The following is a 13,306-nucleotide window of genomic DNA, read 5'->3' as shown; positions in this document are numbered from 1 at the left end:
GTTGCACCGGGCATCCGCACATCAGCCTGACCTCCCAAGCGACGAAAGATCGCCGTCGGAGGTCGCCGCCCTGGACGCCCAAGGTGGCAAGAGGCGCCAAGCTTCAAGGAGTTCGGATGGCGGACACCATGTTCTCGATGCTGGCCGGCTATAACAAATGGGCCAACAACCGCTTGTATGACGCCGCCGCTTTGGTGCCGGACGAGGAATACCGGGCCGATCGCGGCGCGTTCTTCGGCTCGCTTCACGGCACTCTCAACCACCTTCTGGTCGTGGATTACATCTGGATGAGGCGCTTCACCGGCCGGGGCAGCGCTCCCGACGAGCTCGACGTCATCCTGCATGACGATCTCGCCGCCCTCCGCGCTGCCCGTGAGGTGCAGGACGACGTCATCATCTCGTGGGTCGACAGCCTGACCGAGGCCGACCTCACCGGCATGATCCGCTACCGTTCGATCTCAAAGCCAACCGATATCGCCCAGCCGCTGGCGCCCGCTCTCGTCCATTTCTTCAATCACCAGACACATCATCGCGGGCAGGCGCACGCACTGCTGACCCGCTTCGGCGGACGCGATCTAGCACCGAGCTTCGACCTCATTCTCTACCAGCGCGAGAGCGGCGTGGGTCTGGGTTGACGAACCGTCACTTGCCCTCAAGCGCCTGAGGCGGCACAAGGCGCCATGCTTCAGGTCAACGATCTCACGCTGCGCATCGCGGGGCGCACGCTTCTCGACAATGCCTCGGCCATGATTCCCGAGGGTGCCCGCGTTGGCATCGTCGGCCGTAACGGCACCGGCAAGACCACTTTCTTCAAGGCGATCGCCGGCGATATCGGCCCCGACGACGGCACTCTGAAGCTGCCGAAAGCCGCCCGCTTCGGTCGCGTGGCGCAGGAAGCGCCGTCGGGCCCCGACAGCCTGCTCGACCGCGTGCTCGCCGCCGATACCGAGCGCACCGCGCTGCTCGCCGAGGCCGAGACGGCGACGGACCCCGGCCGCATCGCTGACATCCAGATACGCCTCGTCGACATCGACGCCCATTCCGCCCCCTCGCGCGCGGCCCGGATCCTGGCGGGTCTTGGCTTCGATGCCGACGCCCAGCAGCGGCCCTGCGCGTCCTTCTCCGGCGGCTGGCGCATGCGCGTCGCTCTGGCGGCGGTCCTGTTCTCCGAGCCGGATTTGCTGCTGCTCGACGAGCCAACCAACCATCTCGACCTTGAAGGCACGCTCTGGCTGCAGGACTATCTTGCGCGCTATCCGCGCACGGTCCTCGTCATCAGCCATGACCGCGATCTGCTCGACGCCTCCGTCGATCACATCCTGCATCTCGATGGCGGCAAGCTCGTTCTCTACCGAGGCAATTTCACCAGCTTCGACCGGCAGCGGCGCGAGAAGCTGGCGCTCGACATCAAGGCCAAGAAGAAGCAGGACGAAGAGCGCGCCCGGCTGGAAGCCTTCGTCGCCCGTTTCAAGGCCAAGGCCTCGAAGGCCAGCCAGGCCCAGTCGCGCGTCAAGCGGCTGGAGAAGATGGAGACGATCTCCGTCCGCATCGAGAACGACGTTCCCCCCTTCATCATCCCGCCGTTCGAGAAGCCGCTGGCGCCTCCGATCCTCGCGCTCGACCGCGTCTCGATCGGCTATGGCGAGCGCGTCATCCTGAAGAACCTGGCTCTGTCGCTCGCGCCCGACGCCCGGATCGCGCTGCTCGGCGCCAACGGCAACGGCAAGTCCACCTTGTCGAAGCTGTTCGCCGGCGAGCTTGGGCCGATGGCCGGCGAGGCGCACCGCTCGTCCAAGCTCAAGATCGGCTATTTCGCCCAGCATACGGTCGAGGGCCTGAATCTCGACGAGACGCCCTATCAGCACATCCGCGAGCGCATGCCGGACGCGCCGGACGCCAAGGTGCGCGCCCGCACGGCGCAGATCGGCTTTTCCGCCCAGCGCGCCGATGTCCAGGTCAACCGCCTCTCCGGCGGCGAGAAGGCGCGGCTGGCGATGGGCCTCGCCGTGTTCGAGGCCCCTCACCTGCTCATCCTCGACGAGCCGACCAACCATCTCGACATCGACAGCCGCGCGGCCCTGGTCGATGCGCTGAACGAGTACGAAGGCGCCGTGATCCTGGTCAGCCACGACCGGCACCTCCTCGACGCCTGCGCCGACGAACTCTGGCTTGTCGCGAACGGCACCGTGAAGCCATTCGACGGCAGCCTTGAGGACTATCAGAAACTGATCCTCAAGACCGCGCGCGGCGATGGCGAAGGGAAGGCCCGCAAACAGGAGCCCGCCGCCGACTGCCAGGCCGAACTTGCCCCGCTGCGTGCCCGCATCCGCGACCTCGAAGCCCAGGTGTCGAAGCTGGAGACCGATATCGGCAAGATCGACGACGAACTCGCGGCGGGAACCGCGAACCCGCTGCGGGCCGGGCAGCTTGCCAAGAAGCGTGCGGAATTCGCCACGAAGCTGATGCAGGCTGAGGAAGATTGGCTCGCGGCAGGGGCGGAACTCGAGAAGGCGATGGCGTGAGTCGGTAAGGAGCGGGATCCTTATGGATTCCCTCATTGCCGGGCTCGAGACTCGGCAATCCAGCAGCAACACCCGTTGCTTGGCTCTGGATGCCCGGGTCAAGCCCGGGCATAAGGGAAACAAGATGGGACGTCGTCCTCCAGCTCGACCGAAGGACCCATAGGAGCCTTTGCCGTGTGGCGTGGATCCTCCGGTCAAGCCGGAGGATGACGACGGTGGCAGCGCCCCAATGCCCTCACCCGCTCGCTTCGCGAGTCGGCCTCTCCCGCAAGCGGGAGAGGCGGCTGCCCTGGCTCTAAGCCCGCTTCACCCAGCGGCCGCTATCGTCCTGCTGCCAGTAGGCGATCTCGTGACCGGCGGCTTTCAGCGCCTTCCAGCGAAGGCGCTCTCCCGCGACAACATCCTCATCATTGCCGTCGAACAGGACCATCGCCCTGATATAGGCGCCGAGGTCCGGCCCTTCCGCGCCGTCGACCAGGACGCGGACCTGCGCCCCGTTCGGATTGATGTCGGACGCGGTCAGCAGGATCGGCTGCATCTCGGGCTTGCCTTCCGCCTCGGTCCCGTGCGGCAGGAAACTCTCGTCGGAAAAGGTCCAGAGCAGTTCGTCGAGCGCCCTCACCCGCTCGTCGGAGCCGGCCTGGACCACGACCTTCCAGCCGCGCTCCAGGCAACGTTCGAGCAGAACGGGCAGAACCCGTTCCAGCGGCTGCTGCTGGAGGTGATAGAAAAAGACTTCGGTCATCGCGTGTTCCGGAGCCGCGAAGCGGAGCCGGAACCCATATCCCCGGTCTCCGCAATAGGCACAGGGCTTATGGATTCCGGGCTCGCGGGCTTCCCGCGCCCGCGAAAACTCACCCCTCGTAGTGGTCCGCCACGAGCTGGTTCAGCAGGCGCACGCCCCAGCCCGAACCCCAGCTCTTGTTGATGTCGTTCTGCAACGAACCCATGCCGGTGCCGGCGATGTCGAGATGCGCCCACGGCGTACCGTTGACGAAACGCTGCAGGAACTGAGCGGCTGTAATCGATCCCCCATAACGTCCGCCGGTGTTCTTCATGTCGGCGAACTTCGAGTCGATCATCTTGTCGTAGGCCGGATCGAGCGGCAGGCGCCAGACGCGCTCGCCGGTCGCCTTGCCCGCCGCATGCAGCCGCTCGGACAATTCGTCATTGTTCGAGAACAGACCGGCATATTCCTGGCCGAGAGCAACGAGGATCGCGCCCGTCAGGGTCGCCAGATTGACCATGAAGGCCGGCTTGAAGCGGTCCTGCGTGTACCAGAGCACGTCGCCGAGGACGAGGCGGCCCTCGGCATCGGTGTTGATGATCTCGATGGTCTGGCCCGAAAGCGAAGTGACGATATCGCCCGGCCGCTGCGCATTGCCGTCCGGCATGTTCTCGGCGAGGCCGATCACGCCGATCGCGTTCACCTTGGCCTTGCGGGTCGCCAGCGCATGCATCAGGCCGACCACGCAGGCCGCACCAGCCATGTCGCCTTTCATGTCTTCCATGCTGGCCGCCGGCTTGATCGAAATGCCGCCGGTATCGAACGTCACGCCCTTGCCGATGAAGGCGACCGGACGCTCCTTGGAATCCTTGGCGCCGTTCCAGCGCATGATGACGACGCGGCTTTCCTTCTCGGAGCCCTGGCCGACGCCGAGCAGCGCGCCCATGCCGATCTTCTTCAGCGCCTTCTCGTCAAGGATCTCGACCTCGACGCCATCGTCGACCAATTGATTGGCGCGCTTGGCGAATTCTTCCGGATAGAGAACGTTCGACGGCTCGTTGACGAGGTCGCGGGCGATGTCGACGCCCTGCGCGATCGCGTGCTTCGGCTTCCAGGCCTTCTTGGCCGCGCTCTCGTCCTCGACCGCAATGGTCAGGGAGGAGGCGCAGGCGCCGTTCTCGTCGTCGGATTTCGATTTCGTCTTATAGCGATCGAACTTGTAGGCGCGGAGACGGGCGCCGAGCGCGATGTCGGCAGCCGCCTGCGCTGGCGCGTCGTCGAGGCCCGGCGGAATGTCGACGAGGATCGTCGCGGCCTCTGCCGAGCCGATCTTGCCGAGGATCTGGCCGCCAGTCTTCACCCATTCGGTGGCCGGATCGCCCTCGCCGCGACCGAGCCCGAACACGATCAGCCGGTCGAGTTCGGTGCCCTTCGGCGCAACGATGTCGACGCTGGAACCGGCCTTGCCGGTGAACTTCGCGGCCGCTGCGATACGGGCGAAATCGCCAAGTCCATCGATGAGCGCCTTGGAACTGCCTGAAAAACCGAGATTGCTGTCGGTGAGCACGACGGCAACACCTTTTGTCGGAATGCTCGATTTCGCGAACGCGATCTTGGGGGTAGAGGCCATACGGCTGTAAGCTCCTCAGACTCAAAGTGCACGGGCGGGGCCGTGCGGCGGGACACATTGTTTAGGCCTCGGTTCCCGCAAAGCCAAGGTGTCGGATTTTCACGGCTATGAGTGCGTTCGAACGCTATCTGGTCCGGCTCACGGCTTCAGCCTTCATCGGCGCGGTCGTCGCCGTCACGGCCGTGGTCTGGGTCAGCCAGTCGCTGCGCGAGTTCGACCTCATCACCACGCGCGGCCAGAGCTTCTGGACCTTCTTTGCGGTGACCGCGCTCGCGGCCCCCTATTTCGCTCTCCTGGTCGCCCCGGTCGCCCTGTTCGGTGCGGTGGTTTACGTGCTGAACCGCCTGAACGCCGATTCAGAACTGCCGGTGCTGAGCGCGGCTGGCGTCACCCCGCTGCGGCTGATGCGGCCGTTCTGGGTCGTCTCGATAATCGTCGCGCTCGCCGTCGGCATCCTGAGCACGAGCGCGATCCCTGCCAGCCTGCGCAAGGTCCGCGACATCATCACCGCGATCCATGCCGACGTCATCGTCAACGTGCTGAGGGAGGGCGAATTCACCCAGCTCGACCGGGGAGTGACGATCCATATACGTCGCCGCGATGCCGGCGCCGCGCTGATCGGCGTGATGATCGCCGACAACAGGGACAGGAAGCAGGACATCGTCTACACGGCCGAGCGTGGCCAGGTCGTCAAGACCGACCAGGGCACCTATCTCGTGATGGAAAACGGGACGGCGATGCGCAAAGCGACCGGCGAGGAAAATGCCAGCCTGGTCACGTTCGATCGCTACGCCTTCGACCTTTCGCCGTTCCAGGACGATGACGTGGTCATCTCCTATAAACCAAGAGAGCAGTATATCTCCGGCCTGTGGAAACCACCCTCCGACGTCAAGTCGGAGGCGGCGTTGGGCCGTATTCGATCGGAGTTGCACGATCGTTTGACGACCCCGCTCTATCCGGTGGCGTTTATGTGTATCGCGTTCGCTGCCCTTGGCCGCCCCCAGAGTAATCGACAGAGCAGGTTTGCCGGCATTCTGGCGGCGGTGCTTGCCGTCGTCGCCGTGCGGGTCGCCAGCCTGTGGCTGACCAACCAGATCGCCGTCAGCGCCTGGGCGGTGCCGGCGCTCTACATCCTGCCTCTGGCCGTATGCGCGATCAGTCTCTGGATGGTGCTCGGACCGGGTCTGATGGCGTCCCGCACGCGCTCGCCGCAACCGAGAACGGCGTAGCGCAGATGCTCGCCGGCACCCTGCTCCCGCTTCTTCCCGCCTATATCGCGCGCCGCGCGCTGCTGGCGATCATGGTGGCGTTCCTGATCGTCTTCGCACTGATCTATGTCATCGACTTCGTCGAGGTCGCGCGGCGCCTCGGCGATGAAGACAATGTCGGCGTTCTCGACATGATGCAGGTCTCTTTCGAACGTGCGCCCGGCATCGCCGGCGAGACCTTGCCGTTCACCGTTCTCTTCGGCGCGATCGGCGCTTTTGTCGGTCTCTCCCGGCGGCTTGAACTGGTGGTTGGCCGAGCGTCCGGGTTCTCGATCTGGCAGATCGTCGCTCCGGCCTGCATCGTCGCGGCTATCGTCGGCATCCTCGCGACCGCCGCGTATAGCCCTGTCTCCGCATGGCTCACCGAGCAATCGGCGGATCTGACCGCGAGGCTTTCGGCCAAGGCGCCGCCGACCGGCGGGCGCTGGATCAGGCAGCAGAGCGTCGACGATCAGTCGATCATCCGGGCGCAGTCGTCCTCGGAACGGGGCCGGATTCTCCGCAAGGTCACGGCCTTCGTATTCACCCAGTCCGGAGCACTGCAGGAGCGCGTCGACGCCGACAAGGCAACGCTGCGAGACGGCTACTGGGAGCTCGATCATGCGCATGTCGTCCGGATCGGTGCGACACCGGAGAATCATCAATCCTATCTGCTCGCCACCAACCTGACCGCGCAGCAGGTTGCCGATTCGCTGTCGGACGCGAATGCGATCGGCTTCTGGGCCCTCCCCTCGGTGATCTTGAGCACCGAGAGAGCCGGCCTGTCTCCGACCAAATTCCAGATGCAATATCAGTCTCTTATCGCGCAGCCGGCGATGTTCGTGACGATGATCCTGATCGCTGCGACAGTTTCGCTCGGCTTCTCCCGTACAGGGGGCGTGGCGAAGGCTGTTGTGGGTGGCATAGGGGCCGGCTTCGTGCTTTATGTCCTCGGCAAGGTGGCAGAGGATTTGGGCGCCGCGGGCTTTGTCGCCCCGGCGGTTGCGGCGTGGACACCCGCCGTGATTGGGGCGTTGATGAGCGTGACGGTGCTTCTACACCGGGAAGACGGATGAGAGGGTTGGGTCCGTCCAGTAAGAACCGTTTGGCTGCGCGGCTCGGGGCTGCTGCGGCGACGGCTTTGCTTTGCCTGGTTTTCGGTCCGTTTTCGCAGGCCTGGGCGCAGACGCCCGGCGGGCTGCGCGACCCGAACCAGCAGATGCACGTCAATGCCGACGAGCTTCTGTACGACGACACCAAGCAGACGGTTTCAGCGGTCGGCAATGTCCGGCTCGATTACGGCACGTCCACGGTCGAGGCGGACCGCGTCGTTTACAACCAGGCAACCGCGAAGGTTTATGCCTATGGCAATGTCCGCCTGACCGAGGCGAGCGGCAATGTCATCCACGCCCAGGAACTCGAGCTTTCCGAGGATCTGAGCGCCGGTTTCGTCAATTCGCTTCTCATCGAGGGCGTCGACAAGACGCGTTTCGCCGCCACTCGCGCGGTCCGTCAGGGCGGCAATGTCACTGTCCTCGACAACGGCGTCTATACGGCCTGCGAACCCTGCCGCGACAATCCGAACAAGCCGCCGCTATGGCAGATCAAGGCAGCGCGCATCATCCACGATCAGAACAACAAGACGATCTATTATGAGGACGCGCGTCTCGAATTTTTTGGCATGCCGATCGCGTACCTGCCGTATTTCCAGCACGCCGACTCCACGGTGAAGCGCAAGACCGGCTTCCTCACGCCGTCGTTGATGTCGTCGACCGAATACGGCGTCGGCGTCCGGACGCCGTTCTTCTGGAACATCGCGCCCAACATGGACGTCACGGTCGCCCCGACCTACCTGTCGGAGCAGGGACCGCTGCTGGATGTCGAATTCCGTCACAGGGTGATGAACGGCGCCTACTCCATCCGCGCCGCCGGCGTCTTCCAGCAGGACCCGGATCGGTTCGGCACGACCGAACAGCAGGAAGACTGGCGCGGCGCGGTTCAGTCCAAGGGCGAGTTCGCCATCAATCAGTACTGGTCCTGGGGCTGGGACATCAACGTCCTGAGCGATCGCTTTGTCCTTGATGACTATGACCTCTGGGGAACCGGCTGGTCCGAAGCCGTATCCAACATTCATCTGACCGGCGTTGGCGACCGCAATTACTTCGATCTGCGGGCCTATCACTTCTATGGCCTGTCGGAAGACGACGTTCAGGAGCAGCTGCCGATCGTCGGCGTCTGGGACTACAACTACGTCCACGACAAGCCGGTCCTGGGCGGCGAAGTCCGGATTGATGCGAACATCACCAACCTCTCGCGTGACGAGACGGACTTCGATTGCTCCACGAGCGAGTGCCTCGTTCGGGGCCTTGGCGGGAATTACAGCCGCGCATCCGCGGACGCCCAGTGGCGCAAGGAATTTGTCGATCCCATCGGTCAGGTCTGGACACCGTTTGCCTACGTCAAGGGCGATCTGGCGTGGCGGGATTCCGACCCCGTCCCGTCCTCGATCAATGGCGTCGATGTCGTTCCGGACGTCTACCGCAATCTCGTCAACAGCGACGAAGATTTCGTCTTCCGAGGCATGGCGGCGGCCGGCCTCGAATATCGCTATCCGTTCGTCGCGACGACGAGCTGGGGCACGCATGTCATCGAGCCGATTGCACAGCTCATCCTGCGCCCGGACGAGTCCCACATCGGAGCCTTGCCGAACGAGGACGCCCAAAGCGTCTTCTTCGACACGACCACTTTGTTCCAGTGGGACAAGTTCTCGGGCTACGACCGAATGGAAGGTGGCGGCCGCGCCAATATCGGCGCGCAGTACACCTTCAACTTCAATTCGGGCGGCTTCTTCAACGTGATGTTCGGCCAGTCCTACCACCTGTTCGGTACGAACTCGTTTGCCGAGCAGGATCTGGTCAACGCGGGCCTCGATTCCGGCCTCGACAAGGACAAGTCCGACTACGTCACGGGGGCCTATCTGCAGCTGACGCGTCAGCTGTCCTTCTCGTCCCGTTTCCGCCTCGACGAAGACGATTTCAGCCCGAACACGGCCGAAGTCGAAGGCAGGTTCGCCACGAACAATTTCTCGGGCGGCCTGATCTATGGCCGTTACGACGAACAGCCGCGCATCGGGTTCGATGAGGCGCGCGAAGGCGTCCTCGGCAATCTCAAGGTCAATCTGAACGACAACGTCTATGTCGGCGCCGCCGCACGTTATAATCTGGACGTCGACAAATTCGACCGGACCGCAGCGACGATCGGATATATCGATGAATGCTATGCGTTCGGTCTGACCTATTCGGTCGATTTCAGCGAGAACGGCAACGAAGATCCGGTACAGAAGGTCTTCGTCCGCTTCTCTCTCCGTACCATCGGCGAGGGCGGCAGCTCGTTCAATGTCGGCAATCTCGCCAGCAACGACGAGACCAGGCAACCCTGATCCTGAGCGGAACCGGGACATGAGGCGGTGTCGTGACACCTAGGCCGCTTGCATTGACGATGGGCGAGCCCTCAGGCATCGGCCCGGAACTCGCGCTGATGGCCTGGAAGGCGCGGCAGGGCCAGGGCCTTCCGCCTTTCTTCGTGATCGCCGATCCGGACCATCTGACTGCGCTCGCCGAGAAGCTGAATCTGTCCGTCCCGGTGGTTGTCACCGAACCTGACCGCGTGAACGAGATGTTTCCGCTCGCATTACCGGTCGTTCCGCTCGATATGGCGGTCGTCGCATCGCCTGGGACACCGAACGTCGCGGATGCGCCGGCCGTCATCGAATCGATCCGTCGCGGTGTATCCTTGGTTCAGTCCGGCGCCGCGTCCGCGGTCGTCACCAATCCGATCTCCAAATCGCCACTCCTGCGCGCCGGGTTCCCGCATCCGGGGCACACCGATTTTCTGGGCGTCCTCGCCGAGGAGCATACCGGCGTCTTCGCCCGGCCGGTCATGATGCTCTGGAGCGAGAGCCTCGCCGTCGTTCCCGTCACGGTGCACATACCGCTCGCCGAGGTACCCGCGAAACTGACACAGGACCTGATTGTCGAAACCGCCCGCATCGTCGTCCGCGACCTGGTCCAGCGGTTCAGGATCCAGCATCCCCGTCTGGCGCTCGCCGGCCTCAATCCGCATGCGGGAGAAGACGGCACGCTCGGTCCAGAGGATGCCGCTGTCATCGCACCCGCCATCGAGCACCTCCGCTCCGAGGGCGTGGACGCAACCGGCCCCTACCCAGCCGACACGCTGTTTCACGCCGGAGCCCGCACCCGTTATGATGCGGCGCTCGCGATGTATCACGATCAGGCGCTCATCCCGATCAAGACGATCGCTTTCGACAGCGCGGTGAACGTGACCCTCGGCCTGCCCTTCGTCCGCACTTCGCCCGACCACGGCACGGCCTTCGATATCGCCGGTACCGGCAAGGCCAACCCGGCAAGCCTGATCGAGGCGCTGAAGCTCGCCGAGCGTCTCTCCCGATGAGCATTGACGATCTTCCGCCGCTTCGAGACGTCATCCGCCGCCACGAGCTCAGCGCGCGAAAGAGTCTCGGCCAGAATTTCCTGCTCGATCTCAATCTCACGGCCCGCATCGCCCGCTCATCGGGCCCGCTGGATGGAGCGGAAGTGGTCGAGATCGGTCCCGGTCCGGGTGGCCTGACCCGCGCTCTGCTGGCCTTGGGCGCGGACCGTGTCATTGCCGTCGAAAAGGACCGCCGCGCCATCGCCGCGCTCGCGGAGGTCGGCGAGCATTATCCCGGCAGACTGACGGTGATCGAGGGCGACGCGCTTGAGACGGACCTCGCGAGCCACCTGTCGGGACGGCCCGTGCGCATCGTCGCCAACCTCCCCTACAACGTCGCGACCGTGCTCCTCACGGGCTGGCTCACCGCCGAGCCATGGCCGTCCTGGTGGCGGTCGCTGACTTTGATGTTTCAGAAGGAGGTCGCCGAACGCATCGTCGCGCAACCCGGCACCGGCGCCTATGGCCGGCTGGGCGTGCTTGCCGGCTGGCGGACCGAGGCGAAGATCCTGTTCGACGTCGCGCCGTCGGCGTTCGTTCCGCCGCCCAAGGTCACATCCTCGGTCGTCCATCTCGTGCCGCGCGCCGAGCCGGAACCCTGCCGCATCCGCTCACTCGAACAGGTCACGCAGGCGGCGTTCGGCCAGCGGCGGAAGATGTTGAGGCAGAGCCTGAAATCGCTCTTCCGCGATCCGGTGGCGGCTCTCGAGGCAGCAGGAATCGAGCCGACCCGCCGTGCGGAGGAGATCGATGTCGCCGGGTTCGCCGCGCTCGCGCGCGAACTTCTATCGGAACGTTCCGCCGCAACCGGCTGAGTCGCTGCGACGGCCGCTCGCCGCAACAGGCCCTGGCGCTCGAAAGTCCGTCGCAGGCGCAGCAGCGCGATCTCGGCCGCATTCATCTCCTGGAGCGCATCGACCGTCCGGCGAGCAAGGGCGGGATCGTCCGTGCTGACATTGGTGATCCCGTCCAGCACGGCGTCGATGATTGCCGCGTCGCTGTTCAGACCCCACGCATGCGCCTTCCGGCCGGTTTCGGTGATGCGCCTGATCAACGCTGGGGTGACGAGCCGCGCGGAGAGCGAATAGAAGTCGACGTTCAGGGCAGTGAGATTACCCACGCCGCTCGCGACGATGAAGCCGATTACGATTGCCGGCTCTTTCTGGCGCACCTCGGCCAAAATCGGCTGATCGAACGAGGAGACGACCGCCGTGTCGGCGACGCCGGTTTCCTTCAGGATGGTGAGCGTGCGGCTGGCCAGATCGACGCCGTGTCCATTCACCTTCAGTTCGACATTGAGCCGGATCCGCCCCTTCGAACGGAGCGCCAATTCCCGCAATGTCGGAATGCGTTCGTCGCGGAATGCCGGACTGAACCACGATCCAACATCGAGTTGCCGGATCTCATCGTAGCTGATGTCCCAGACCGAACGTGCGACGCCCGCCACGCGGCGGAGATCGGTGTCGTGCAGCACGACAATCTCCCCGTCACGCGTTTCCTGAACATCGATTTCGGCAAAGTCCGCCCGCGCGGCGATCGCCTTATCCAAAGCGGCGAGCGTGTTCTCCGGCGCCATCGATGAGCCGGCCCGATGTGCCGTGACGTCGATCCTGTCGTCGAGATCGAATGCCTCCAACGCCCACACGGTCTGGAGCGTCGCGACGGCGGGAACGGACAGGCAAAGGAGCCAAGTCGCCAGCACTCTGCGGGGCGTGCGCGGACTTTCGGAAGGCTCGGCGATCCGCACGCCTCCCGATCTGGCGTACAGATCGACCGCGAGGACGGCAAACAATGCGCGAATGACAGCCGAGACGAGCGTCGCCAACACGGCAGCCGCGATCGCGAGGAGCAACGTATTCCGTGTAGCGCCCTCCAGCGTCCGCTCTAGGGCGATATGATCAAACAGGACCGTGAATCCCGCTGTCGCGGCCACGGACAATAAAAGCGCGATCGCCGCCCAAGTGGCGATGCGCAGAAGCAGCCGGCCGCGGTGCCCGGTCGTTGCGGCGGCGGACCATTCGAGCGCTGCCGTAGCGCTGACACCCATGGCTACGCAATACGGCACCGCCAGAAACCAGCGCAGCACCAGGACCACGCCCAGGAGCCCGGCGAGCAGCATCACGCCTCCGACGAGCAACACCGCGTAATAGAATTCGCGCGGCCGCGTCGATACGAAGAAGTAGATGTCGCCGTCCGAAAGCCAGAGCTTCTTGGCCACGAGGGCCGCCAAGCCAACCGGGATCAGCAGCACGAAGGCGGCCAGGCAGACCAACCCGGTCAGGACCAACAGTGCCGGCAACCTTACCGTTAGCCGGCGCGTGACGGAACTCAGGCTCGTCCGCTGACGGATCAGACCGTTCAGGGTGATCAGGGTGAGGCCACCGAATTCGATTGCCGTCAGGACGACGAACGCACCCACAATCACCAGCGCGGTCAGCAGTCCCGCGGGTGACAGGAAGAAGGGGACGAGATCGAAGTCACCGGCAAAGGGCTGGCCGTGCAATGCCACCAGGCCTTGGGCGAGCGCCACCGCCAGCGGGTCCAGAACGACGAGTGAGATTGCCGCCATGATCGCCGAAAACGCGATCAGCGACCCGAGGATACGCCCGACCCAGGACCAGCTACCGACACGCCAGGGCGACATGCTTGCACCGCCCGATCACGAGCTGCC

The 13,306-nt window shown here is 64.5% G+C and carries 9 protein-coding genes and 1 pseudogene; 7 read left to right on the top strand and 3 right to left on the bottom strand.

The window, feature by feature from the left end; genetic code table 11:
• Positions 1-116: 116 nt before the first annotated feature.
• Both ACFPFW_RS10170 and ACFPFW_RS10165 read left to right on the top strand, forming a co-directional pair.
• The gene (locus ACFPFW_RS10170) at positions 117-635 is read left to right on the top strand and encodes a DinB family protein (protein ID WP_114955719.1); all 519 of its coding nucleotides are present in this window, start codon (positions 117-119) and stop codon (positions 633-635) included.
• A gap of 45 nt (positions 636-680) precedes the next feature.
• Positions 681-2,522 carry an ABC-F family ATP-binding cassette domain-containing protein gene (locus ACFPFW_RS10165; protein ID WP_114955720.1) on the top strand — a complete coding sequence of 614 codons (1,842 nt, stop codon included), beginning with the start codon at positions 681-683 and terminating at the stop codon, positions 2,520-2,522.
• A 295-nt stretch (positions 2,523-2,817) separates the two neighbouring features.
• On the opposite strand, the gene ACFPFW_RS10160 is transcribed toward ACFPFW_RS10165, so the two are convergent.
• Both ACFPFW_RS10160 and ACFPFW_RS10155 read right to left on the bottom strand, forming a co-directional pair.
• Entirely contained in the window at positions 2,818-3,267 is a 450-nt protein-coding gene (locus tag ACFPFW_RS10160) for a DNA polymerase III subunit chi (protein ID WP_114955721.1), read from the bottom strand.
• Positions 3,268-3,376: 109 nt separating this feature from the next.
• The gene (locus tag ACFPFW_RS10155; RefSeq protein ID WP_114955722.1) at positions 3,377-4,879 is read right to left on the bottom strand and encodes a leucyl aminopeptidase; all 1,503 of its coding nucleotides are present in this window, start codon (positions 4,877-4,879) and stop codon (positions 3,377-3,379) included.
• A gap of 107 nt (positions 4,880-4,986) precedes the next feature.
• On the opposite strand from ACFPFW_RS10155, the gene lptF reads away from it, so the two are divergent.
• From lptF to rsmA, 5 genes are read left to right on the top strand one after another with little or no spacing between them, the layout of a single operon-like run.
• Positions 4,987-6,108 carry an LPS export ABC transporter permease LptF gene (lptF, locus tag ACFPFW_RS10150; RefSeq protein WP_114955723.1) on the top strand — a complete coding sequence of 374 codons (1,122 nt, stop codon included), beginning with the start codon at positions 4,987-4,989 and terminating at the stop codon, positions 6,106-6,108.
• Positions 6,109-6,113: 5 nt separating this feature from the next.
• Positions 6,114-7,202, top strand: coding sequence for an LPS export ABC transporter permease LptG (lptG, locus tag ACFPFW_RS10145; protein WP_162799586.1), 1,089 nt, complete (start codon positions 6,114-6,116; stop codon positions 7,200-7,202).
• A 29-nt stretch (positions 7,203-7,231) separates the two neighbouring features.
• The gene (locus tag ACFPFW_RS10140) at positions 7,232-9,565 is read left to right on the top strand and encodes an LPS-assembly protein LptD (RefSeq protein ID WP_379770543.1); all 2,334 of its coding nucleotides are present in this window, start codon (positions 7,232-7,234) and stop codon (positions 9,563-9,565) included.
• A 32-nt stretch (positions 9,566-9,597) separates the two neighbouring features.
• Complete coding sequence (gene pdxA / locus ACFPFW_RS10135; protein ID WP_114955726.1) at positions 9,598-10,596, top strand: 4-hydroxythreonine-4-phosphate dehydrogenase PdxA; 999 nt, start codon at positions 9,598-9,600, stop codon at positions 10,594-10,596.
• Positions 10,593-11,450, top strand: coding sequence for a 16S rRNA (adenine(1518)-N(6)/adenine(1519)-N(6))-dimethyltransferase RsmA (gene rsmA / locus ACFPFW_RS10130; protein WP_114955727.1), 858 nt, complete (start codon positions 10,593-10,595; stop codon positions 11,448-11,450). Before pdxA ends, rsmA begins: the two co-directional genes overlap by 4 nt.
• Positions 11,451-11,581: 131 nt before the next feature.
• Here rsmA and ACFPFW_RS10125 read toward each other — a convergent pair.
• Positions 11,582-13,279, bottom strand: a pseudogene (locus tag ACFPFW_RS10125) (glycerophosphodiester phosphodiesterase family protein); the annotation flags it as partial.
• Positions 13,280-13,306: the final 27 nt, after the last annotated feature.

Origin of the sequence: Flaviflagellibacter deserti (genome assembly GCF_042652085.1) — a bacterium.
In the GTDB taxonomy this organism is placed as follows: domain Bacteria; phylum Pseudomonadota; class Alphaproteobacteria; order Rhizobiales; family Methylopilaceae; genus Flaviflagellibacter; species Flaviflagellibacter deserti.
Note: the sequence above shows the minus strand (reverse complement) of the source record. Positions and strands in the feature narration are given on the sequence as shown.